A 23,324-nucleotide genomic window follows, 5' to 3' on the forward strand; every position below is an offset into this window, starting at 1 on the left:
CGGCACGCCTTCGGCAATATCGACGCCGGGCCGCTGACTGCTGCTCGCGTTTCAGCCGCGCTTCAGCAACGTCCAAACGGCCGGCACCAGGCTTGCCGCGAGAGCTACCTTGATCAAGTCACCGACGATGAAGGGCACGACACCGAACTGCCACGACTTTTCCGGGCCGATCAGCAGCGCCAGCCAGGCAAAGCCCATCGCCATCATGACGATTTCGGCAACCAGCATCGCGTTGAAAAGCTTGATTGGATGGCGATCCCAGCCGCGATCGGCGGCCCAGCCGACGATTGCCGCCATGACCACGAAGCCTGCGAGATAACCGCCGGTCGAGCCGAGCATATAGGCAATGCCGAGACCCTTTTCCGGGGTGCTCTGGAAGACGGGGAAGCCCATGGCGCCCTCCGCCATGTAGAGCAACAGGGTGGCGACGCCGAGACGCATGCCGAAGGCGGCGGCGATCAGCAGCACGGCAAGCGTCTGCATCGAAATGTCGACCGGCCCGAGCATCACCTTGGTCTTGGCCGACAGGGTCAGCACCAGTGTTCCGGCGATCGCCAGGAAAAGCTGCGTTGCCAGCCGCGCCGCGCCACTTTGCGGCAGAGCCAGAGAAACAAGCGGACGCATCGTACTTGCAATTGCCATGGTATTTCCCCAATCCGATTGCCGCTATCCGATGGTCGCGGCCTCACGTTCTCCTATATTGGCTTGCGTGTTATGCGGCAATCGGTTTTGCCGTTTCCTGAAACAAGGCACCTATGCATCCGCCATGGCACTCAAATTCGATACCGGCTTCGACCCTCTTTATGGCCAGGGGGTAAGCGTTGCGCCCGATATCCAGCGCATCACGGCCCGCAATCCGAGCCCTTTCACCTTTCACGGCACCAACAGCTACATCGTTGGCCGCGATACGCTGGCGGTGATCGATCCGGGGCCGGATGACGAGGCGCATCTGCAGACCCTGCTCGAGGTGATCGCGGGTCGGCCGGTCAGCCATATCTTCGTCAGCCACACGCACCGCGACCACTCCCCGCTGACGACCCGGCTGAAAGAGCGCACCGGTGCCGCCGTGCTGGCAGAGGGGCCGCACCGGCCGGCAAGGCCTTTGCATATCGGCGAGACCAATGCGCTCGACGCCAGCGCCGACATGGCTTTCGTCCCTGACATCACGCTTTCCGACGACGAGGTGGTGGACGGCGACGGCTGGTCGATCAGGACGGTTCTGACCCCGGGCCACACCGCCAATCACGCGGCATTCGCGCTGGAAGGAACCGGCATCCTGTTTTCGGCCGATCATGTCATGGCCTGGGCAACTTCCATCGTCGCCCCGCCGGATGGGGCGATGGCCGACTACATGGCCTCGCTGGACCGGCTGATCGAACGCGGGGATTGCTTGCTGCTGCCCGGGCATGGCGGGCCGGTGACGGCACCGCGCGCTTTCATGCGCGGATTGAAAACGCACCGCAAGATGCGCGAGCGCGCCATCCTGCAGCGGATCAGAGAAGGCGACCGGACGATTCCCGACATGGTCAAGGCGATCTACAGGGATACCGATCCGCGGCTGCATGGTGCCGCCGGATTGTCGGTGCTTGCCCATCTCGAGGACCTGGTGGCGCGCGGTCTGGTCATGACAAACGCCGCACCGGCCATTGACGGCACTTTCTCGCCGGCCAGATAGTTGCCCAGATCGGCCGCCAAGATGGGCTGCCAAGACAGGCTGCCAGGTTCCAATGCCCTATTCGGCGGGCGCCGCGCCAACCTGACCGGCGACTTCCTGGTCGAGTTCCGCCAGGAAATCGGTGATGCGCGCGGCATTGTCGCCAAGGTCGTAGCGGCCGTATCGCGAAGCTGATCGCATATCGACGATGACCGTATCGCCATCGTCCGTCACGCGGATCGCCACATCGGCGGGAAGGCCGAGCACAAAACCCTTGGCGACGGCGGTGATGGTCACGTCACTTTGCCCGGCGAGGTCGGGATAGGGTTCGGTGAGATCCCAGTTGCGCCGGTCGAGTACGGTTTCGACGGCATTGACGACAGTCTCGAACGGCAGATCGTAGCTGCGTGCGCTGACCAGCGGATAGTTATCGGTCTGCAAGCGCTGTTCGCCAGGCGTCGACGGCGCAAGCACGTTCATGTCCTTCGTCCGGTCGCTGACGTCGAGCGCCGGCGGTTCGTCGAAATCCGTCGAGATATCCCTGAGCGGCGGATAGATTGTCGCCCAGTAGGCGGCAACGCCGTAAGGTGCGAGCACCAGCAGCGCCAGGAGCGCGCCGACTGTCAGGTCGCGGCCGCCGCGGTCGCCGAAGTTCCACAGCCGCGAAAAGGCGAACCCGGCAAACAACAGCGCCAGGGCGGCGAGCAGCGCGACGATGCCCAGCACCCACAGGAAGACAGGAGTTTCGACGAGATCGAAGCGATGGCCGACGAAGACCGTCAGCAGCAGCACCAACGAAAAAGCGGCCGTGCGCCGCGACCATCCGGCCGCCTTCGACGTTTGCCGTTCGGGAATACTAACCATCGTTTTCTGCGCTGCCCCAACCCGAACGGACACTTAGTGCCTTTTTGCGATGGCATGAAGCCGAAACATGCAACATCGCGTCAATCCGTCGGCAAGCGATAGTCCTTGAACTGCTGGCGCAAGGTGATCTTCTGGATCTTGCCGGTAGCGGTGTGCGGAATTTCGCCGACGAAGGCGACATCGTCCGGCATCCACCATTTGGCCACCTTGCCGTCCATGAAGTCGAGAATATCGGCCTTGGTCGGTTCCTTGCCCGGCTTGCGGACGACGACCAGCAACGGCCGCTCGCCCCATTTCGAATGATGGACGCCGATGGCTGCTGCCTCCGCGACATCGGGGTGGCCGACGGCCAGATTCTCGAGGTCGATGGTCGAAATCCATTCACCGCCGGATTTGATGACGTCCTTGGCGCGATCGGTGATCTGCATATAGCCGCCGGCGTCGATGTGAGCGACGTCGCCGGTGTCGAACCAGCCGTCCTCGTCGAACTGCTCCAGGCCGGCGCCGCCATAATAAGCGCGGGCAACGGCCGGCCCCCGCACTTTCAGGCGGCCAAATGTCTTGCCATCCCAGGGCTGCGCGTTGTTGTCGTCGTCGGTCACCTTCATTTCGACGCCGAAGGGGGGGTAGCCCTGCTTCTGCTGGACATCGAGCCGAGCCTCACCCTGGAGACCCTCATAGTCCGGCTTCAAAGTGCATAGCGTACCGAGCGGCGACATTTCGGTCATGCCCCAGGCATGGATGACCTGGACATCGTAGTTCTGCTGGAACTTGGTCATGATCGCGCGCGGGCAGGACGAGCCGCCGATGACGACCTTGTTGAGATAGGGAAGCTTCTTGCCGGTCTCCTCGAGATGCTGCAGCAGCATCATCCAGACGGTCGGCACGGCGGCGCTGAAGGTCACCTTCTCGGTGTCGAGCAGTTCGTAGATGGAGGCGCCGTCCATCTTGCAGCCAGGCATGACCAGCTTGGCGCCGATCATCGGCCCGCTCTGGCCAAGGCCCCAGGCATTGGCATGGAACATCGGCACGACCGGCAAGATCGTATCGCGCGACGACAGGCCCATGGCATCGGGCATGGCTGCGATCATGGCGTGCAGCACGTTCGAACGGTGGCTGTAGACGACGCCCTTCGGATCGCCCGTGGTCCCGGACGTGTAGCACATACCGGCGGCGGTGCCTTCGTCGAAGGTCTTCCAGGCGAAGTCGCCATCCGCCTCATCAAGCCAGTCTTCATAGGCGACCACATTGGGCAATGTCGTCTGCGGCATGTGTGCCTTGTCGGTCAGCACGATCACCTGTTTCAGCGATTTGACGGCACCGGCGATCTTCTCGAGCAGCGGCAGAAAGGTCAGGTCGACGAAGACAGCCTTGTCCTCGGCATGGTTCATGATCCAGACGATCTGCTCGGGAAACAGTCGCGGGTTGAGCGTATGGTAGATGGCGCCGATGCCCATGATGCCGTACCAGGCCTCGATGTGGCGCGCGGTGTTCCAGGCCAGCGTGGCGATGCGGTCGCCCAAGCCATAGCCGTCACGCTCCAGCCGCTGGGCGACCTTCAGGGCGCGACGATGGATGTCCGCATAGGTGGTGCGCACGATCGGCCCTTCGATCGAGCGCGACACGATCTCGCGCACGCCATGCTGCCGCTCGGCATTGTCGATGAGCTTGTGGCAAAGCAGCGGCCATTCCTGCATCAGTCCCAGCATTCGGTCCTCCCTCACGCTTTTGCGTTGTGCTTTTTGTCCCATTGTGGAGCGAACCGGCGGATTGTCCAGCCGCCAGCACGGCCGAGCGGCGCATTGATCGACATGACAGCGACAACCGCCACAATCCGGCCATCGTCGGCGTTAAGTTTCGTTAACGGGCAAAGGGGTGCGATTGGCGACTGAAAGAGGTTCGCATGGACGCGCAGCTCGACGACAAGGCTCTCGAGAGTACGCTTGCCGAAAGTCTGGCCGATCTGGTGCCGGATACAAAAACTGTTTCCGAAGATGAATTTGTCGAAGTTGTCGGCGGCGCGCTCGAAGCGGTCGGCGGCACGCTGCTGTTCAAGATGTGCGTCCAGAACCAGGGCGAAGGCCAGCACGTCGCGGCCGCATCCGTCGGCGACGGCGGCAACCGCCAGTTCTTGCTGCTCACCTTGCCGACCGGCGGTGGTTCCTTGAAAGTCGAGACCGTGTCGAGAAGCAGCAACCCGGTCGCCGGCATCGCTGCTGCCTATGCCGGTCTCATGGACGTGTTCAAGGCCGCTGCCTAACCGCCTGTTTTGATGCAATTCTCGAGGGGAAGCGGAATGCGCTTTCCCTCGAAAACCGTTTCACACTTTTCCCGGGATTGCCCTGGCGGATAGGTATCTTCGGAGGCGCGACCCATCATCGCCGGCCTGGCGAGGCTTTGCGTGTTGCACAGCCACAGCGGCCCTTGCGCAATGCGCTTGCGCGACACACTTAAAGTCGACGCAAGGAGACCCCCATGGATCAGATCGCCAATCCCGCCCCCGGTTTTCAACGCAATCCCGACAAGGTCATCACCATTGAGCCCTATGCCGGCACCGTCACGGTGCGCGCCGGGGACGTGGTCATCGCTTCATCAGCGAACGCCAAGGTGCTGACCGAGGCCCCTTATCCCGCGGCCTTCTACATTCCGTTCGCCGACATCGATTTCGACAAGCTCGGCAGCACCGACCACTCGACCCATTGCCCCTACAAGGGCGACGCAAGCTATTGGAGCGTACTGCCTGCCGGCGAAATCGGCCAGAACGCCATGTGGGCCTATGAACGGCCTTTCGACGAAATGGCCGAAATCCGCAACCACGGCGCATTCTACGCCAGCAAGGTCACGATCGAAGCCACGCCCGACTGAGCAAAACCGCCTTCGTACCGGAAGCATGATCTTTCCGGAGCCAGTATTATGCTCCGAGGTGCGTTGAGATTCAGGTCAGGCCGAGTCGAGAATGGTGGGTTCCGAGAACCGGAACGGAGCGTACTTAAAGTACGTGAGTACCGGAAGCGCAGGAAGCCGCCGTTCGCAGGCCGGCATCACCTGAATATCGATATGCCTTAGTCGGTGGTGCCGTGATTGCCGACTCCATCGGCATCGTCGAGCCGCACAAAGGTCAAGCCCTTGGCCTTGAGCGCCAGCAGCCCCTGCACCACGCCTTCGCCGGCCGCATGGGTCGGCTGGTTGATGTGCGAGATAATGACGTCACCGTCCTTGGCCGCCGCGATGCGCCGCGCGGTTTCCTTGGCGCCAAGCAAAGAGCCACCGTCGCCGTTTATCGAGAATCCGGCGATCTTGAAGCCAAGCTTGCGGATCATCGCGATTGCCGACGGGCTGTATTCGGCGGTCGCGCCGCGAAACCATTTCGGCGCCGGCTCGCCGGTCCCGGCAAGAGCGGCGGCACCCGACTCGACCTCGGCCAGCACCGCGTCCGGGCTGCCGGCGCTGCGGATACCGTAGATTTTCTGCGGTGTATCGACCGCCGGGATATGATGGCCGCCGTGATTTTCCAGTTCGAACAGTTCGGGATGCGCCCGCATGATCTCGACGGCTGCGGCGTTTCGCTTCAACCAGATGCCGGTCACGAAAATGGTTGCGGGGATCTTGTTGTCCACCAGCGCCGAAAGGATCCGGTTGTCGGTCTGTCCACCGCAGGCATCAAGCGTGAGCGCAACGCGGCCGGCTCCGCTCGCCTCCGGCCTGATGTGCAGCGTCGGCTCGACGAGCGGCGCGGCATGGCCGGCGGATATCATCGCCAGCGACATGGCGATCATGCAGAGATTTTTTTGCAGCAGGCGCATCAAACCGAATTCCTGACGGTCATTTCAAGCAGGCATCCCAAGACCCGCATGAAGGCGGAAATCGGGATGGCGCATAGCAGGAAAGCGTCGGCGCGACAATTCGACCGTTCGTGTGGTGAACAAGCCATTCCACGATTGCGATCGCGGTTTTGCGCGCGGCGCATGATCTCAGATGGCGCGCTCCAGCTTCATTTCGGTGCGCGAAAGAACCTCGCGCACCGCGTCGACAACAGGCTTGACCTGCAGGCCCCAGACGCAGCAAGCCTTGCTGGGATCCGGCGCGCGGCAGAGGTCCTTGGCCATGCAGGCGCAAGGCAACGGCGGCTGGAGCGAGATGCTGGGCACGCCGACGGGACCCCAGCGCGACGGGAGCGTCAGACCGAACAAGCCGACAACCGGGGTCCCGGCAGCTGCGGCCATGTGCATCGGGCCGCTCTCGTTGCCGAGAAACAGCCGGGCCTGTTTCAGCACCGCCAACAGCCCTTCAAGCGACAGCGCTCCCACGAGATTGACGACCGAGGGCGCGGTCCTGGCGACGATACGTTCAGCAATCTCCTGCTCGTCGGGGCCGCCCACCAAGACGACGTCCAGGCCGGTTTCGCTCGTAATCTCGACGATCGCCGCGGCAAACCGCTCCGGTTGCCAACGTCGCCCCTCGAAGCTTGCACCCGCATGCACGGCTATGAAGGCGTTTGGCCGCAGATGGTGCTTACCCAGCAGCGCCAGTGCTTTCGCCGTCTCCAACGGCAGCGGCTGAAGGCTCGGAACCACCGTGCGAAGTTCGATGCCGAGCGCTTCGAGCGGCGAGAGGTAGCGGTACAGAAAATGCTGGCCATCAAAGCCGTAGGGCCTGGCAAAGACATTGGCGGGCTGGCGCTCCAGCATACGCAAGGGTCTTTCAGGAGGATTGTAGCCGACGCGAGTCTTTGCGTTGACGAGCCCACTGACAATGCGCGACGTCTTTGAATCGGTCAGGTCGATCGTCAGGTCGAAGCGGAAGCGGCGCAACGCCCGCACCATGGCGTAAAGCTCTTTCCCGCGCTCGAGGTTGGTGCCGCGCATGCGGGCGCGTGCGAACGTGACCACCTCGGAGGCGATGCCATGGGCGATCACGAAGCTCTCGAAGCGAGCCTCGCACAGAAATACGATCCGGGCGCCGGGGAATTCGAGCCGCAAATTTTCTGCAAGCGCCGAGGCGAGGACGAGATCTCCGATGAACTTCGTTTGAATGACCAGAATAGAGCGGAACGGCGCGGGTGAGGTCTGCAACATCTGCTTCCAGGGACAATTGGCGGGGTATCCGCAAATTGGGCGGGAACATTGTCGAGATTATGCAAGCCGTCAGCACGTTCGCGTGACTTGTTTTACAAAACGGTAAGCTCGGCCTGAATGAACTTCTATCCGCGGCTAGCCTTCGCGACCAGCACCGCTGCCTGCGCGGCCGCCAGCCTGGCGATCGGCACGCGATAGGGCGAGCAGGACACGTAGTCGAGGCCAACCTCTTCGCAAAAGCGGATCGAGGCCGGATCGCCGCCATGTTCACCGCAAATGCCGAGCTTGATGTCGGGCCGCGTCGCCCTGCCCTTTTCGGCAGCCATGCGCACCAGTTCGCCGACGCCGTCGATATCGAGCGAGACGAACGGATCCTGATCGATAATGCCTTTCTGGCGATAGGTCTCCAGGAACGAGGCCGCATCGTCGCGCGAAATGCCGAAGGTCGTCTGGGTCAGGTCGTTGGTACCGAAGGAGAAGAATTCGGCTGACTCTGCAATGACATGCGCGCGGATCGCCGCGCGGGGGAGCTCAATCATGGTTCCAGTCAGATAGTCGATCTTGACGCCGGTTTCCTCCATGACGCTCTTGGCGACCGCATCGATGCGCGCCTTGACGTAGTCGAGTTCCTTCACCAGGCCGACCAGCGGCACCATGATCTCGGGAACCACCAGCGCGCCGGCCTTCCTGCCGGCCTCGACGGCCGCCTCGAAAATGGCGCGCGCCTGCATCTCGGCGATTTCGGGATAGGAGACGGCCAAGCGGCAACCGCGATGGCCGAGCATCGGGTTGAACTCGTGCAGGGCCTCGGTGCGCTGCCTGAGCTTGTCCGGCGAGACATTCATGGCGGCGGCGACTTCTGCCACTTCCGCCTCGGTCTTGGGCAGGAATTCGTGCAGCGGCGGGTCGAGCAGGCGGATCGTCACTGGCAGGCCGGCCATGATCTCGAACAGTTCGAGGAAGTCCGAGCGCTGCATCGGCAAAAGCTTGGCGAGCGCTGTGCGCCGGTCCTTTTCGGTGTCGGCCAGGATCATCTCGCGCATGGCGACGATGCGCTCGCCGTCGAAGAACATGTGCTCGGTGCGGCAAAGCCCGATGCCTTCAGCGCCGAAGGAGCGCGCCATGCGTGCGTCGAGCGGCGTTTCCGCATTGGTTCGTACTTTCATGCGACGCACCGCGTCCGCCCACTCCATGATGGCGGCGAAATCGCCGGAAAGTTCCGGCTGCAGCATCGACACGGCGCCCTTCAATATCTGGCCGTTGCTGCCATCGATGGTGACGATGTCGCCCTTGCGGAAGGTCGAGCCCATGGCCATCAGCGTGCCGGCCTTGTAGTCGACGCGCAACGAGCCGGCGCCCGAGACGCAAGGCTTGCCCATGCCGCGCGCCACCACCGCGGCGTGGCTGGTCATGCCGCCGCGCGTGGTCAGGATGCCTTCGGCCGCATGCATTCCGTGAATGTCCTCGGGGCTGGTTTCGATGCGCACCAGGATCGCCTTGCGGCCTTGCGTCTTCAATTCCTCGGCGTCACCGGAGGAAAAGACGATCTCGCCGGTGGCGGCACCGGGCGACGCCGGCAGGCCGATGCCAATGACATCGCGCGCGGCTTTGGGATCGATGGTCGGATGCAGGAGCTGGTCGAGCGAGGCCGGATCGATGCGGGCGACCGCTTCCTCTTTCGTGATCAGTCCGTCCCGCGCCATCTCGACAGCAATCTTCAGCGCCGCCTTGGCGGTGCGCTTGCCGGAGCGGGTCTGCAGCATCCACAACTTGCCGCGCTCGATGGTGAATTCGAGATCCTGCATGTCGCGGTAGTGCTTTTCCAGGCTGTCGGAGATGGTGACGAAGGACTGGAACGCGTCCGGCATCAGCTTCTGCAGCGATGGCTTGTCCGAGCCTGCTGCGATGCGTGCCGCCTCGGTAATGTTCTGCGGCGTACGGATGCCGGCAACGACATCCTCGCCCTGCGCGTTCACCAGGAACTCGCCATAGAGCATTTTGTCGCCGGTCGACGGGTTGCGGGTGAAGGCAACGCCGGTGGCCGAGGTTTCGCCCATATTGCCGAACACCATGGCCTGGACATTGACCGCCGTGCCCCAGCTTTCGGGAATGTCGTGCAGGCGCCGGTAGGTGATGGCGCGATTGTTCATCCAGCTCGAGAACACGGCGCCGATCGCGCCCCACAGCTGCTCGTGCGGATCCTGCGGGAACGGCTTGCCGAGTTCTTCTTTCGACCTTGGCCTTGTAGAGCGCTATGACACCCTGCCATTCGAGCGCCGTCAGTTCGGTGTCGAGCTCATGCCCAAGCCCGCCCTTCTGGTCCTCCAGGATTTCCTCGAACACCTCATGGTCGAGGCCCATGACGACATCGGAATACATCTGGATGAAGCGGCGGTAGCTGTCATAGGCAAAGCGCGCATCGCCGGAATCGGCGGCGAGCGCCTCGACCGTCTCGTCGTTCAGCCCGAGATTGAGCACAGTGTCCATCATGCCGGGCATCGAGGCACGGGCCCCCGAACGCACCGACACCAGCAGCAGTTTCGACGGGTCGCCGAACCGACGGCCGGTCAGGTGTCCGATATGATCGAGCGCAACCGCGACATCGGCTTCCAATCCCGCCGGATAGGTACGGCCATTGGCATAATAGGCGTTGCAGACCTCTGTGGTGATGGTGAAGCCCGGCGGCACCGGCAGGCCCAGGCTGCACATCTCGGCCAGGTTGGCGCCCTTTGCCGCCCAGCAGATTCTTGTCGCCGGCACGGCCTTCCGCCGCGCCATCGCCAAAGGTGAAAACCCATTTGGTCATGCTTTGCTCTCCGGTTGCAGGAGATTGGAAAGATTGGCGAAACGGAAAGTTCCGCCGTGTCCCGACTTTGGAGCGATATGATGCTGCAGTGCGAAAGGCAAGGCGTCGGCAAAGCCGTGCGGCCCCTACAATCGATTAAGCAAAAGCTACGTCCAAAGATGCGTCAAAAAGACTTGCTATCCCGAGGCCCTAGGAATAGAACATAAAGAGAACGAAGAGGCATCCAATGAAGCTGTCTGGAAGACTCGACTATCTGGAAATGCCGGCGACCGGTGGAACGCTGGACCGTTTGAAGGCCTTCTACAGTGCCGCCTTTGCCTGGTCGTTCACCGACTATGGGCCGACCTATTCGGCCTTTGCCGAGGGCCTGGACGGCGGCTTCCAGGCCGATGCCGCGGAAGCACCGGCCAAGCCGCTGCCCGTGCTCTACAGCAGGGAACTGGAGGAAACGCTGCGCGCTGTCGAAAGCGCCGGCGGCACGATCGTCAAGCCGATCTTCCCTTTCCCCGGCGGTCGGCGCTTTCACTTCGTCGATCCGGCCGGCAACGAGATGGCGGTGTGGTCCGAATAGCCCGCACGCATGCCTCTGGCGGCACTGCGTTGGCTGCCCCGATTGGACGTTCTGACCATCGCTCATAAGGATTGTGCTTTTCGGCTGCTCTGCTAATAACGCGCCGCACAAGCGACTCTGACGGCAATTGGGGCGTCGCCAAGTGGTAAGGCATCGGTTTTTGGTACCGACATTCCCAGGTTCGAATCCTGGCGCCCCAGCCATTATAAATTGACCCATTTCGGGCACATGGGACCCGAGAATGCCTTTGCGATCGTTCATGAAGCCGATCGGCTGATAATTCGACTGTGTCATAAGTTCAGATGAGCCAACGCCATCGCGGCAAATTCGGATCACCACTTGCGCATGATCTGGGCAGTGTCGCCTTGAACATCTCCCTCTTTCCATACATAGGACGGGGGTGGGTGGCGGCTCAACATGGGACTTCAATGAACCTTCCTATCTTCGCCATCAACCTCCATCGCGAGACCGGTCGCTGGAGCGAATTGCTCGCCAGCGCCGAGGCGGCCGGCCTGACCTTGCAGCGCATTGCCGCCGTCGACGGCCGCACGCTTGCCAAGGAGGACTGGACGGAGATCGATCTTCCAGCCGCACGCAAGCTGAGCGGGCGCGACATTCTGCCCGGCGAATATGCCTGTTACCGTAGCCATATCCAGGCGCTGGAAACGTTCCTGGCCGGTGGCAGCGCCCATGGCCTGATCGTCGAGGACGACGTCCTCTTCAGCGAAAACACCATGCGGCGCATCGAGGCCATCATCGCGGCAGTGCCGGATTTCGACGTCATCAAGCTGACCAACCATCGCATGAGCTTCTTCATGCGTGCCGTCGAGACGACGGAAGGCGACGAGATCGGTCGCGCGCTGCATGGCCCGCAAGGCTCGGCCGCCGCCTATCTGGTGACGCGGGAGGGCGCGCAGGGGCTGTTGTCGGCGCTCGCCACAATGAAAATGCCATGGGACGTCGCACTCGAACGCTTTTGGGATACCGGCCTGAAAGTCTATTCGGTTCGCCAAAACGTGCTTGGCTTCGCCGCCAGCAGCAAGATTTCCGGCATAGCCGGTCCCTCGGGGAGCTACAAATCCGCAAGGCTTGGCGGGCCGAGCCGGCTAAGTGCCGGGGCATTGCGGGCCAGCGACGAGCTGCGCCGCATGCATCACGTCCTGCTGCGGCCCCCTTTGCCGCTCGAAATCCCGAACTACGCCAAGGACGACGCGCCGCGCAACAATCTGCTTCTGTTGCTTGCGGCGCTCGGCATTCTTGCCTTGGTCTCCTCGGTCTGGCGCGAGGCCGACACCTACCGCTATGCGGGCCTGGCGCTGGCCTTGGTCGCGGTCATCCGCTGGTTCAGGGTGGATTTGTGGACCTACAGCAAACCGCTGATCGGATGGGTCGGCGGACTGTGCGTGGGTTGGTCGCTCTATGTCTTCATCCGACTGGCGGTCGTCTATTTCGGCACCCACCAGTTGGGTGGCTCCGAAGGCATTTACATGTTTCCGCTGTTCTATGCGACAACCGGCTTCGCGTTTCTGCTGTTTGTCAGGCAGCCCGCGCGGCTCGTCCTCTGGTTCATGATCCTCAGTCTCGTCTTCCTGGCGGCGGACACCTTCTATTCGGACATGTTTCAAGGTGTCCAACCGACCCCGTGGCTTTTCAACAATCCCATCCACGCGTCGGTGGCGGCAGGTTTCATCTTCCTTTGCGCGCTGCAATTCATGGCGTACACGGCCCAAAGAACGGACCTGAGGAAAGCAACCAAGAACCTGCATTGGGCGCTGTCGGCAGCCGTCCTGCTGTTTGCCCTCGTCAACATCATCGAGATGCGGTCAAAGGGTGTCTGGCTTGCGCTTGCGCTCGCCCTGCTCTTGTTGGCGGTCATGACCCTCGCGAGAGGCCATCGCCGCGAACTGCTGGTTTCGGGTGGCGTGCTGGCCATCGTGGCTGCTGGCATCGTCGCAACACACAACGTCTTCTCGTCCACCGCCAGCGACACCATGATCTTCGTCAAGGCCTTGGTTCCGGATGTCTTGAGGCATGGCGTCCTCCCGGCCTTCGACCGCGCCATCGCAAGCGATACGGTTCCGCTTGCTGCCAAGGAACGGCTGATGCTGTGGGCGGATGCGATCGAGGTCTGGAAACGCCACCCGATCTTCGGAGCCAGTTCGAGCTGGCTGACCGAATGGGAGCGCAGAACCTATCATCCCATGATCTTCAACGTCTTCCACAACGGTTATCTGGAGATTGCCGTGCGCTATGGTGTGGTCGGACTGGCGTTCTTTGCCTTTCTCTACACCTGGTCGTCCAGGCAGGTTCTGCTGGCCATGCGGGCCAAGCTTATCGCTCCGGCCGCTTGGTCCTGCTACATCTCAACACTGGTCTTCTTCGCCATCACCATCCTTACCAATTCAAACAACCGGCTGGCTATGGGTGAGGCCTTCATGTGGTTCGCTGCAGCGTTCGGCTTCTATTGTTTTTATGTTCGCCAGCAGAACAACCTTGTCGCGCCGCGAACCTATTTTTAGGGCCGGCTCTCGCACCACGCACCCGGCCAACCGGTTCCGACTAATGCACTTTTGACGCATCGCTCACTTTCCCGATATTCGGGAAAGTCGATGCCAGAATCCGCAGCTTATCGCCCGCACCCCCTTTGTTACGATCGCCGCAGATCACAAGATAGGGGTTGTCATAGATGCTGACGGACAAGCAGGCACGCGAGGCGGTGGAGCAGTACCGCGAGGAAGGATACGCGGTCGTTCGACAGTTCGTCGACGGCGACGAAATGATCCGGCTGAAGAAGGAAACCGATGCCGTCTATGCCGAGGGCCTCAAGCATCACGCTACCTTTCGAGACGGCAATCTCAACTTCCAGATCCTGCCTGAAGCGGACTTTGGCCAGCGCTACGTGCTGCAGGCTTACTGGTTTTCCTGGATCAATTCCTATTTCGAGCAATTCCGCCGCAGTCCCGACTATCTGAAGCTGCTCGAAGGCCTGATCGGCCGCGACATAAGGCAGATCGCCCAGCAGCTGCACTGGAAGCCGCCCGGCGCCAACGTCACGGGTTATCGCTTCCACCAGGATCTGCGCTTCCGTAACCAGGCCGCCTTCGACAATGTCGCCGACGCCACCGTGACCACAGGCCTCGCCGTCGATCGGGCGACATCAGACAATGGCTGCCTTCAGGTCGTGCCCGGCAGCCACAAGCTTGGCTATCTCGGCCTGTCGGACGAGGGAACCGGCGAGCTGATGAAGGGCCTGACCGCCGAAGAGGAACTGCGCAAGGTCGGCATCGACCCGGCGACCATCGTTCCCTTGGTGCTGGAGCCGGGCGACCTTGCCATGTGGGGGCTGCTCACCGTGCACGGCTCCTCGCCCAACAAGTCGCAGCACGACCGCGCCTTCGCCCTGTCCAGTTATGTGCGGGCCGATACGACGCAGCGTGGCGAATGGGCGTTCAGGGACGGCGTCTCGGTGCCGCTCGGCAAGACGCCGGCACTGTGCAAATACGAAAAGCTCTTCGAGGAGCCGGGACCGATGTACGACACCACCGCCTGGTGGAAATGACGCTGCCGCGTCGGGCGACGGGGGCAGAGGGGGCCTGGCGTTCGCGCCGGGCCCCTGACCGCGTCAGCTATCGACGACAGGGCAAAGTCTCAGGCGGTGAAGTCCGCCGACAGTTCGCGGATCAGGAAATCGACAAACGCGCGCACCTTGGCCGCGATATAGGTGCGGTGCGGATAGAGCGCATAGATCGGGCTGGAGTCGGGGCGAAACTCGTCGAGCTGCACCTCCAGCCGGCCATCCCTGATCGCCGCGTCGACCAGCAGGCTGGGCAAGTTGCCGATGCCGAAACCGGCGATCGTCATCTGGTAGGCGGCCTCGACGCTGTTGGTCGAGATACGCCCGCCGACAGCCGCATCGAATGGGCCATCGGGTCCGATGAACGGCCACGTGCCGAGACGCTTGGCGAAATTGCTCAGCACGCAGGAATGGCTTGCCAACTCATCCGGATGGACCGGCCGGCCATTTCTGTCCCAATAATCGGGTGTGGCGCAGACATAGTTGCGGACTTCACCAAGCCGGCGGGCAATCAAGGCGGAATCCGCCTGACCGCCAAAGCGGATGGCGACGTCGTAGCCTTCCTCGACTATGCCGACAACGTAGCGCGCGGTGAGGTCGAACTCGATCGTGGTGAGCGGGTTCTCGTCGAGGAATTTCGGCACCAGCTTGGTGATGCGCGTGTGGCCCAGAACATTGGAGCAGGAAACCCGGATCAGGCCGCGCGTCTCCTTGTGCAGGCCGCGCGTCGAATCCTGCAGTTCGGAAATGTCGTCGAGCAGGCTGCGGGCACGCGGAGCATAGTCGCGGCCCGCCTCGGTGAGGCTGAGGCGCCTTGTGGTGCGATTGATGAGACGGACGCCAAGGTCGTCTTCCAGTTCCTTGATCGTGCGACTGACGGCCGTCGTCGACATGTTGAGATCGCGCGCCGCCGCCGACAGGCTGCCCAGCAGGCAGACCCGATCGAACACCCGCATCGCCGTCAGAAGATTCATCTTGCCTTCCCCTCGCCGCCGCAACCCCGCCGCCATGGGCTGCCCCTGGCAGAAAACAGCGCCTTGCGACGGCACGGCAAGGGCATTCCACCGAATTTGGACGTAAAATCAACAATGGGAGAACCGACATGACATCCAAGCCTCTTCACCCGGCAATCGGCGCGTTTGCGGAGGGCGCGAAGAGCGGCGCGCTTGGCCGCCGCGAGTTCCTGGCGCTGGCCAGCGCCTTCGGCGCCAGCACGGCGATTGCCTACGGGCTCATCGGCCAGCCGGTTCCGGCGCGGGCCGAAGAAGCCGTCCAGCCGAGGAAGGGCGGCGTGGTGCGTGTTGCCATGCAGGTGATGGAGCTGGAGGACCCGCGCAAGTTCAAGGTTTCGCAAATGGGCAACATCGCCATGCAGTTTCTCGAACCCCTGGTGCGCTGGAAGCCGGATTTCACCTTCCAGCCGGTGCTGCTGCAGAGTTGGGAGATCAATACTGATGCCACCGAATATGTGCTCAAGGTGCGCCCGGGGGTGAAATGGTCGAACGGTGACGACTTCACCGCCACGGACGTCGCCTTCAACATCACGCGCTGGTGCGAGAAGGATGCCGCCGGCAACTCGATGGCTGGGCGCATGACCGCGCTGATCGATCCCGACACCAAGGTGGCGCGCACCGGTGCCATCGAGGTGCGCGACGACCACACCGTGGTCCTGAAACTGTCGCAGCCCGACATCACCATCATCCCGGCGATGACCGATTACCCGGCATTGATCGTCCACCACACATTCAATCCAAAGGAAGCGCTTCTGTCGGCCAACCCTGTTTCCACGGGTCCGTTCGAACTCAAGAAACTCGACGTCGGTGTCGCTGCCTCGGTGCGCAGACGGCCGGACGGCGCGTGGTGGGGCGGCGAGGTGTTCCTCGACGGCATCGACTGGATCGACTACGGCACCGACTCGGCCGCCACCGTCTCCGCCTTCGAATCCGGCGAGATCGACCTGAACGGCCAGACGCAATCCTATGACGTCGCCATGCTCGACGAACTGGGCCTGAAGAAAAGCGAGATCGTCACCGCCGCCACTCTGGTCTCGCGCTGCAACGTCAACGCCAAACCCTATGACGACAAGCGTGTGCGCAACGCCATTCAGCTCGCGGTCGACAACGAAGCGGTGCTGCAGCTGGGCGCCAACGGCATGGGCATCGTCGCGCAGAACGATCATGTCGGACCGATGCATCCCGAACATGCCAACCTGCCGCCGATCAAGCGTGATCCGGCCCGGGCCAGGGCACTGCTCGAGGAGGCCGGCCAGCTCGATTTCGAGTTCGACCTGATCTCGGTCGAAGCCGACTATCGCAAGGAAAGCTCCGACGTCGTCGCCCAGCAGATGCGCGACGCCGGTTTCAAGGTGAAGCGCACCGTCATCCCGGAATCGGCGTTCTGGAACGACTGGACGAAGTACCCCTTCGCGACGACCAACTGGAATGCCCGCCCGCTCGGCATCCAGACCTATGCGCTTGCCTATCAGACCGGTTCGGCATGGAACGAGACGGGGTTTGCCGATCCCGCCTTCGATGCCAAGGTTCACAAGGCCAACGCCATCGCCGATCCGGATCAGCGCCGTGCGGTGATGAAGGAACTGCAGGTCATGCTGCAGGATTCCGGCATCATCGTTCAGCCTTACTGGCGAAAGCTGTTCTGCCATATGAAACCTGCTTTGATGGGCTATCAGATGCATCAGGCCTATGAGCAGGACTTCACCCGGGCCTGGCTCGCCGCCTGATCGAGGCAACCCTACCGGCAGGGCGGCGCATCTTGTAGCGCCGCCTTTCGCCTGCTCATCGGGACAGTTGCGCCGAAGCGCCGCCATCGGGAACGGCCGAGGAGCAGTGCGGACTTCGCATCGGGCACTCTGCGCAGATGCGCCCACACATGCCCTGCCTTGGCAGGTCAGCTGGGATCTCAGGCCGCATCAGACCGGCCGGCACACCAGGCGTGCGAAACGTTCTGGTTTCTGCGTCTGTCATCGTCAAAACTCCGGTTCACAGCTGGAGCTTACTTTTGCCTGATGGGAGCGAAACCCGCTTTCCCGGGCAACGACCTTCCCGAAAACCGGGAGAATTCGCGCTCTGGACTGACAACACGCGCAAGATATGGCCTGCGACGGCGGGATCGGGTCGGATGAGCGCTCTTGCCGCTTTCACCTCCCGATCATCAGGGATGGTTCCGTTGCTTTTCGAAACATCCGATGCAATCGTGGCGCGGCGGCACCGCCTTGGCCTGATGCTCCGGGCGTCCCTGTTGGAACCCGGCCCATATCCCGAGCCGGTTTCGGGCGGCGGTCATGCGCAGATTGTTGTTGGAGCAGAATGAGATTTTATTCAGTCGCCGAACGGGTCGCTTTTCTCGTTACGCTCATAGCTGTTCTTGTGCTCGCGCTGCTGCCGGTACACCGCCTCAAGGAATTCGGCATCGACGTCGGCTTCCACTACGACAAGCTGAACCACGCCAGCGCCTTCGCTGTCCTGACCTTCCTGGGAGGGCTCGGCTGGCCCGATCGCAAGGCAAGGCTGATCGTCTTCCTCGCCCTGGTTGGCGCTGCGATCGAGGTTCTCCAGGGCACCGCGCTGATAGCGCGTGATCTGGATGTGTTCGACTGGGTCGCCGATTGCGTCGGCATTGCATGCGGCCTCGTGGCCGTGATCTGTGCCAACTGGATTTTGCGACGCAGCGGCTGAGCTTGTTTCTCAAGCCCCGGAGTCCACGGCCCGGCCCATTCGCAGGCAGCGCGACCTGGATCAGCTCGCCTCGCGCATCGCTTCGGCCGCCTGCAGGTCGACCGACACCAACTGGCTGACGCCCTGCTCGGCCATGGTAACGCCGAACAGCCGGTTCATGCGCGCCATGGTGATTGGATTGTGGGTGATGATGACGAAGCGCGTCTCGGTGGTGGCAGCCATTTCGTCCATGAGATTGCAGAAGCGCTCGACATTGTGGTCGTCGAGCGGCGCGTCGACTTCATCGAGCACGCAGATCGGCGCCGGATTGGTCAGGAACACCGCGAAGATCAGCGACATCGCCGTCAGCGCCTGTTCGCCGCCGGACAGCAGCGTCATGGTCTGCGGCTTCTTGCCAGGCGGGCGGGCCAGGATCTCAAGCCCTGCCTCGAGCGGATCGTCGGATTCGATCAGCTGCAATTCCGCCGTGCCGCCACCGAACAGATGCGAGAACAGCCGCTGGAAATGGCCGTTGACGACGTCGAAGGCGGCAAGCAACCGCTCACGGCCTTCGCGGTTGAGGCTCTGTATCGCCTGCCTGAGCTTGCGGATCGCCTCGATGATGTCCTCGCGCTCGGAGACGATCGCTTCAAGCCGGTCGGAAAGCTCCTTCTGCTCCTCCTCGGCCCGCAGATTGACGGCGCCGAGCCGCTCGCGCTCGATCTTCAGCCGGTCGAGCTGACGCTCGATCTCGGCCATTTCCGGCATCGGGCTGTCAGCCTCCAGGCCGGTATGGCGGATGACTAGATGCGGCGGCGTGTTCAGCGTCTCCTGGATGCGCGCCTCGACCTCCAGCCGGCGTTCGTCGGCCGCCGTCAGCCGCTCTTCGGCGCGAACGCGGGTCTCGCGCGCCTCGGCCAGGAACTGGATGGCGCCGGTGGCGGCCTTGTCCATTTCGGATTGCCGGTTCTCAGCTTCCTGCAAACGGTCGGCCGCCGCCTTGCGCAAGGTCTCGGCCTCGGTGAGTTGCGACAGCAGCGCGCGCCGCTTGGCGTCGATTTCATCGGGAGCATCGGCCAGTCGCTCACGTTCAGCCTCGGCCTCGGCCTTGCGTTCGCCAAGCGATGCGATCTGCGTCGAGGCATTTTCGGCCCGCTCCAGCCAGTTGCTGCGTTCCGCGCCAATGGCATCGAGCCGGCGCACGCGCGCCTCGGCTTCGCGGCGCAGCCCTTCATGCACGGCACGTGCGTCGGCAAGCGTGGCGCGGTCGCGGGCGACATTGGCCGAGGACTGTTCGAGCTGCAATTGCAGATCGCCCAGATCGGGTGCGTCCTGCAGCAGCATTTCCGCCTCGGCGAAGGCGGCCGAGGTCTCCTCATGGCTGTCGACGATGCGGGCGCGCGCCTCATCCAGTGCGGCGCGCCGGCTCTGCAATTCGCCGCCGGCCCTTTCGGCCTCGGCCAAAGCATTGCGGGCAGCGTCCAGCCGATGCTGAGCGTCACGGCCGGCCTGGCGCGCGTTGCGCTCGGCCTCGCTTGCCAGGCGAAGCGCCTGTTCGGCCTGGGCAAGCGCCTCCTCGGCCTGGCGCAGGACGAGCGTCGCCTGTATCGCCTCGGCATCAAGCTCGGCCAGCCGGTTCTTCTGCGCCAGCCGTTGCGCGGCGGCAGTCGGGGCGTCGGCGCTGGCGGTAAAGCCGTCCCAGCGCCAGAGCGCGCCCTCGCGGCTGACCAGCCGCTGGCCGGGAGCAAGAAGCGCCTGCAGCCGGCGGCCGTCGCCGGCGTCTACGATACCGATCTGCGCCAGACGGCGGGCGAGCTGTGCCGGCGCGTGAACCACGCTGGCAAGGCTTTTTGCGCCTTCCGGCAGAGCCGCGTCGCCGGGCTGGATGGCACTTTCGCCCCAATGTACCGGTGCGCTGCGGTCGAGCGGCACGTCGAGGTCTTCGCCGAGTGCCGCACCCAGCGCGGTTTCGAAACCGCGATCGACGCTGATCTGTTCCAGCACGGCGGGGAAAAGGTCGCCGCTGGCGGCGTTCAGTATCTTGGCCAGCGTGCGGGCTTCGGTCTCGATGCGCGCCAGCTCGGCCCTGGCGTCCTGAAGCGGCGGCCGGGCAGCGCTCTCGGTGGCGCGGGCATCGATGACCGACTGCTCCGCATACGATACGGCAGCCTCGGATTCCTCCAGCAGCGCCATGGCCTGTTCGACCAGCACGCGCTTCTCGGCCGGATCCGGCAGGCCGGCGACCTTGGAGAGAATCTCCGACAACTCCCGATCGACATCGGCAAGCTGACGGGCGAAGCGGTCGCGGCGCTCGGCGGTGTCGCGCAGCGTCCGTTCGATCTGGTTGCGTGAGGCGGCAGCCTCGGCCCGTTCGGCGGTCAGCGCGGCGAGTTTGGCTTCGCTTTGTGAAAGCGTCGATGCCGCCTGTTCGAACGCCGCGCGCGTGGTGGCCTCGCGCTCGGCGGCACCGGCATTTTCCGAATTGAGCGTGGCTTCTTCGGTGCGAAGGCGCTCAAGAATGTCCGCATTGTCGCGGACCATGTGCTCCTCACGTGCGATATCGCCATCGAGCTGCTGCAGCCGGCGCTCGAGTTCGCTCTGACGGGCGCGGATACGGCCGGCTTCCTCCTCGATCTGTGACTTGGCGATCGACAGGCGCTGGAAGGCGGCGGCAGCGGCGGCTTCCGCGTCGCGCAGGTCCGGCAAGCGATGAGCGCCGATGCCTTGCTCCCTGGCGGCGGCCATCTGGGCAGCGGCGCGGTCGCCGACAAGTGCTGTCGCAACGGCAAGCGCAGAGCGCGCCTCGCCTTCCTGCGTCTTGGCCAACGTCCAGCGCAGATGCAGCAGCGTCGCCTCGGCCTTGCGGATATCGGCCGACAGGTTCTTGAAGCGGGAGGCCTGGCGCGCCTGGCGCTTCAGGCTTTCGATCTGGCTTTCCAGCTCGCCGACGACGTCGTCCAGCCGTTCGAGATTCTGCTCGGCCGCCTTCAGCCGCAGTTCGGCCTCGTGGCGGCGGGTGTGCAGGCCGGAAATGCCTGCCGCTTCTTCAAGCAGGGCGCGGCGCGCCTGCGGCTTGGCCTGGATCAGTTCGCCGATGCGGCCCTGGCCGACCATGGACGGCGAACGCGCGCCCGTCGACTGGTCGGCAAACAGAAGCTGCACGTCCTTGGCGCGGGCCTCCTTGCCGTTGATGCGGTAGAGCGAACCGGCCTCACGCTCGATGCGGCGCGACACCTGCAGTTCGTCGGCATCGTTGAAGGCAGCAGGCGCCGAGCGATCACTGTTGTCGAGGAAAAGCGTGACTTCGGCGGTGTTGCGTGCCGGGCGCGTGCCCGAGCCGGAAAAGATCACGTCGTCCATGCCGGACGCGCGCATGTTCTTGTAGGAGCTTTCGCCCATCACCCAGCGCAGCGCCTCGACCAGGTTCGACTTGCCGCAGCCGTTCGGCCCGACAATGCCGGTCAGTCCGCGTTCGATGACGAACTCGCCGGGCTCGACGAAGGACTTGAAGCCGAGGAGGCGAAGGCGCGAAAACTTCATTCGCGCCGCCCACTAAGCGGATTTCCGTGGTCTTGCGAAAGGAATTCGCGGCACGACAAGAAGCCGCGCACGCCGAAGCGCCGCCGCCTCAGGGCTGACTGGACGTCAGAGCAGAGGGTCGATGATGGCCGACATTTCCTCAATCGACATCGCCCCCTTGTAGGTCTTACCGTTGATGAAGAAGGTCGGTGTCGAGTCGACCTTGAATTCATTGGCGCCACGCTTCTGGACCGATCTCACATCGTCCAGAAGTTTCTGGTCCGTCAAGCAGGCCTCGAAGGACTCCTGTGTAAAACCGGCGAGCTTCGAGATTTGCAGCAGCGCATCCTTGGTATTCTGGACGCCAACCCAATTCGCCTGCTGCCTGAACAGGACATCCACCATCGGGAAATAGTTATCCTTGGCGCAACGCGCCAGCATGAAACCGGCTTCGGCGCTCGGATCGAACGGGAATTCGCGCAGGATGTAGCGCGCCTTGCCGGTGTCGATGTATTTGGTCTTCAGGTCCGGAAAGGTGGTCTCGGCGAAATGCGCGCAGTGCGGGCAGGTCATCGAGGCGTATTCGACGATAGTGACCTTGGCGTCGTCCTTGCCAAGCTGCTTGTCGGGAAGCGCACCCGGCTTCATCAGGTCCGCCATGTCCACGGTGCCCTGGGCTTCCGGCGCGGTAGCGGCGGCCGGCGTGGCCGGCTTCGCGGGAGCGGCCGGGTCCGCGGGCTTCACATCCGCAGCCTTCGCCTCCTCGCCAGAGTCGCTGCAGGCGGCGAGCAGGGCGACCGCCGGAATGGCGGCCAGCGAAGACAGGACGTTTCTGCGAGACAAGCTTTGGCCGAACGGGGGACGGTTCATACGAATCACCTGACAAGGGTTGGATTTTGCAATGCAAATGCACGAAAAGGCGAGAGTTGGCGCGAATTAAGGCATCTCGATCCCCAATCCAATCGCGAAACCTGACAGGAGCGATCACGAATGCGAGATATTGACGACAAATCCATGACGTTCTTCAAGGGATCTATGACTTCCTCTCCCCGATAATGGTCGCGCCAAGTCTTTCCAGCGAGGCGCGCAACTCATCATTGTCGACCAGGCCGACCGTGCCCGACAATTTCGTCTTCTCGGCCGCCGTCAGCGGCCTAAGAGCCGGTTTGCGCCTTCCTTTGTCGGCCGTCACCGGCTTCTGCAGGATCCTGATGCGGCTGATGGCTGTGAAACCGAGGAAGGCGTTGACCCGGTTGATGATCTCGCCGGTCTCGTGCTGCAGATGAAGTGCCGCCATGCCTTCGCAAGCGATGACCAGCACCGCCGGCTCGAACGGATCGTCCTCATGCATGCGGCGCGGCCACTGGATTTTTTCAGGGCGCGAATGGGCGGCCAGCCGTGGCCCGGCAATCTCTTCCCATGACTGGACGAGGCCGATCGAAATGCCGGCCCGCTTGCGCAGCACCGGATCGAGGATCTTGGTCGCGAGATCGCTGACCGGGACGGGATTGCCGTAGGGCGTTCTCCCTGCCATGTACGTTCTCCAGCCACGACCCCAGCAGATACCGGCCAGGCCAATACAAGATC

The 23,324-nt window shown here is 63.1% G+C and carries 17 protein-coding genes, 1 tRNA gene and 1 pseudogene; 9 read left to right on the top strand and 10 right to left on the bottom strand.

Features of this window, described 5'->3' with window-relative positions:
• Positions 1-51: 51 nt before the first annotated feature.
• Positions 52-642, bottom strand: coding sequence for a biotin transporter BioY (locus ACZ89F_RS19560; RefSeq protein WP_476093644.1), 591 nt, complete (start codon positions 640-642; stop codon positions 52-54).
• Positions 643-766: 124 nt separating this feature from the next.
• On the opposite strand from ACZ89F_RS19560, the gene ACZ89F_RS19565 reads away from it, so the two are divergent.
• Positions 767-1,675 carry an MBL fold metallo-hydrolase gene (locus ACZ89F_RS19565; RefSeq protein WP_476093646.1) on the top strand — a complete coding sequence of 303 codons (909 nt, stop codon included), beginning with the start codon at positions 767-769 and terminating at the stop codon, positions 1,673-1,675.
• Between the two features lie 57 nt (positions 1,676-1,732).
• Here ACZ89F_RS19565 and ACZ89F_RS19570 read toward each other — a convergent pair whose 3' ends face one another.
• Both ACZ89F_RS19570 and ACZ89F_RS19575 read right to left on the bottom strand, forming a co-directional pair.
• Positions 1,733-2,518, bottom strand: a complete 786-nt coding sequence (locus ACZ89F_RS19570) for a DUF1499 domain-containing protein (protein WP_476093648.1) — start codon at positions 2,516-2,518, stop codon at positions 1,733-1,735.
• Between the two features lie 80 nt (positions 2,519-2,598).
• Complete coding sequence (locus tag ACZ89F_RS19575; RefSeq protein WP_476093650.1) at positions 2,599-4,227, bottom strand: fatty-acid--CoA ligase; 1,629 nt, start codon at positions 4,225-4,227, stop codon at positions 2,599-2,601.
• Between the two features lie 194 nt (positions 4,228-4,421).
• Here ACZ89F_RS19575 and ACZ89F_RS19580 point away from each other — a divergent pair, with 194 nt between their 5' ends.
• Positions 4,422-4,778: a hypothetical protein gene (locus ACZ89F_RS19580; protein ID WP_056580940.1), complete on the top strand. Its 357-nt coding sequence runs from the start codon at positions 4,422-4,424 to the stop codon at positions 4,776-4,778.
• Between the two features lie 215 nt (positions 4,779-4,993).
• Positions 4,994-5,383: a DUF427 domain-containing protein gene (locus ACZ89F_RS19585; RefSeq protein ID WP_476093652.1), complete on the top strand. Its 390-nt coding sequence runs from the start codon at positions 4,994-4,996 to the stop codon at positions 5,381-5,383.
• Between the two features lie 197 nt (positions 5,384-5,580).
• On the opposite strand, the gene ACZ89F_RS19590 is transcribed toward ACZ89F_RS19585, so the two are convergent.
• From ACZ89F_RS19590 to ppdK, 3 genes and pseudogenes are all read right to left on the bottom strand, one after another.
• The gene (locus tag ACZ89F_RS19590) at positions 5,581-6,321 is read right to left on the bottom strand and encodes a polysaccharide deacetylase family protein (protein ID WP_476093654.1); all 741 of its coding nucleotides are present in this window, start codon (positions 6,319-6,321) and stop codon (positions 5,581-5,583) included.
• A 168-nt stretch (positions 6,322-6,489) separates the two neighbouring features.
• Positions 6,490-7,593: a glycosyltransferase family 9 protein gene (locus ACZ89F_RS19595; RefSeq protein WP_476093656.1), complete on the bottom strand. Its 1,104-nt coding sequence runs from the start codon at positions 7,591-7,593 to the stop codon at positions 6,490-6,492.
• 125 nt (positions 7,594-7,718) lie between these two features.
• A pseudogene (gene ppdK, locus ACZ89F_RS19600) lies at positions 7,719-10,399 on the bottom strand (pyruvate, phosphate dikinase).
• A 226-nt stretch (positions 10,400-10,625) separates the two neighbouring features.
• On the opposite strand from ppdK, the gene ACZ89F_RS19605 reads away from it, so the two are divergent.
• From ACZ89F_RS19605 to ACZ89F_RS19620, 4 genes are all read left to right on the top strand, one after another.
• Positions 10,626-10,970 carry a VOC family protein gene (locus ACZ89F_RS19605; RefSeq protein WP_476093658.1) on the top strand — a complete coding sequence of 115 codons (345 nt, stop codon included), beginning with the start codon at positions 10,626-10,628 and terminating at the stop codon, positions 10,968-10,970.
• A gap of 128 nt (positions 10,971-11,098) precedes the next feature.
• Positions 11,099-11,173: transfer RNA gene (locus ACZ89F_RS19610), tRNA-Gln, on the top strand.
• A 225-nt stretch (positions 11,174-11,398) separates the two neighbouring features.
• Positions 11,399-13,489, top strand: a complete 2,091-nt coding sequence (locus ACZ89F_RS19615) for an O-antigen ligase family protein (RefSeq protein ID WP_476093660.1) — start codon at positions 11,399-11,401, stop codon at positions 13,487-13,489.
• A gap of 167 nt (positions 13,490-13,656) precedes the next feature.
• Positions 13,657-14,529 carry a phytanoyl-CoA dioxygenase family protein gene (locus ACZ89F_RS19620; protein WP_476093662.1) on the top strand — a complete coding sequence of 291 codons (873 nt, stop codon included), beginning with the start codon at positions 13,657-13,659 and terminating at the stop codon, positions 14,527-14,529.
• Between the two features lie 89 nt (positions 14,530-14,618).
• Here the strand turns inward: ACZ89F_RS19620 and ACZ89F_RS19625 are convergent, their stop codons facing one another.
• Positions 14,619-15,518 carry a LysR family transcriptional regulator gene (locus ACZ89F_RS19625; protein ID WP_476093664.1) on the bottom strand — a complete coding sequence of 300 codons (900 nt, stop codon included), beginning with the start codon at positions 15,516-15,518 and terminating at the stop codon, positions 14,619-14,621.
• A 128-nt stretch (positions 15,519-15,646) separates the two neighbouring features.
• On the opposite strand from ACZ89F_RS19625, the gene ACZ89F_RS19630 reads away from it, so the two are divergent.
• Positions 15,647-17,284: an ABC transporter substrate-binding protein gene (locus ACZ89F_RS19630; RefSeq protein ID WP_476093666.1), complete on the top strand. Its 1,638-nt coding sequence runs from the start codon at positions 15,647-15,649 to the stop codon at positions 17,282-17,284.
• A gap of 586 nt (positions 17,285-17,870) precedes the next feature.
• Positions 17,871-18,239, top strand: coding sequence for a VanZ family protein (locus ACZ89F_RS19635; RefSeq protein ID WP_476093668.1), 369 nt, complete (start codon positions 17,871-17,873; stop codon positions 18,237-18,239).
• A gap of 60 nt (positions 18,240-18,299) precedes the next feature.
• Here the strand turns inward: ACZ89F_RS19635 and smc are convergent, their stop codons facing one another.
• From smc to ACZ89F_RS19650, 3 genes are all read right to left on the bottom strand, one after another.
• Entirely contained in the window at positions 18,300-21,758 is a 3,459-nt protein-coding gene (smc, locus tag ACZ89F_RS19640) for a chromosome segregation protein SMC (protein ID WP_476093670.1), read from the bottom strand.
• 105 nt (positions 21,759-21,863) lie between these two features.
• On the bottom strand, positions 21,864-22,607 hold the full coding sequence (locus tag ACZ89F_RS19645; RefSeq protein WP_476093672.1) for a DsbA family protein: 744 nt from the start codon (positions 22,605-22,607) through the stop codon (positions 21,864-21,866).
• Between the two features lie 163 nt (positions 22,608-22,770).
• Positions 22,771-23,271, bottom strand: a complete 501-nt coding sequence (locus tag ACZ89F_RS19650; RefSeq protein WP_476093674.1) for a DUF721 domain-containing protein — start codon at positions 23,269-23,271, stop codon at positions 22,771-22,773.
• Positions 23,272-23,324: the final 53 nt, after the last annotated feature.

Source organism: Mesorhizobium sp. USDA 3734, assembly GCF_056279665.1.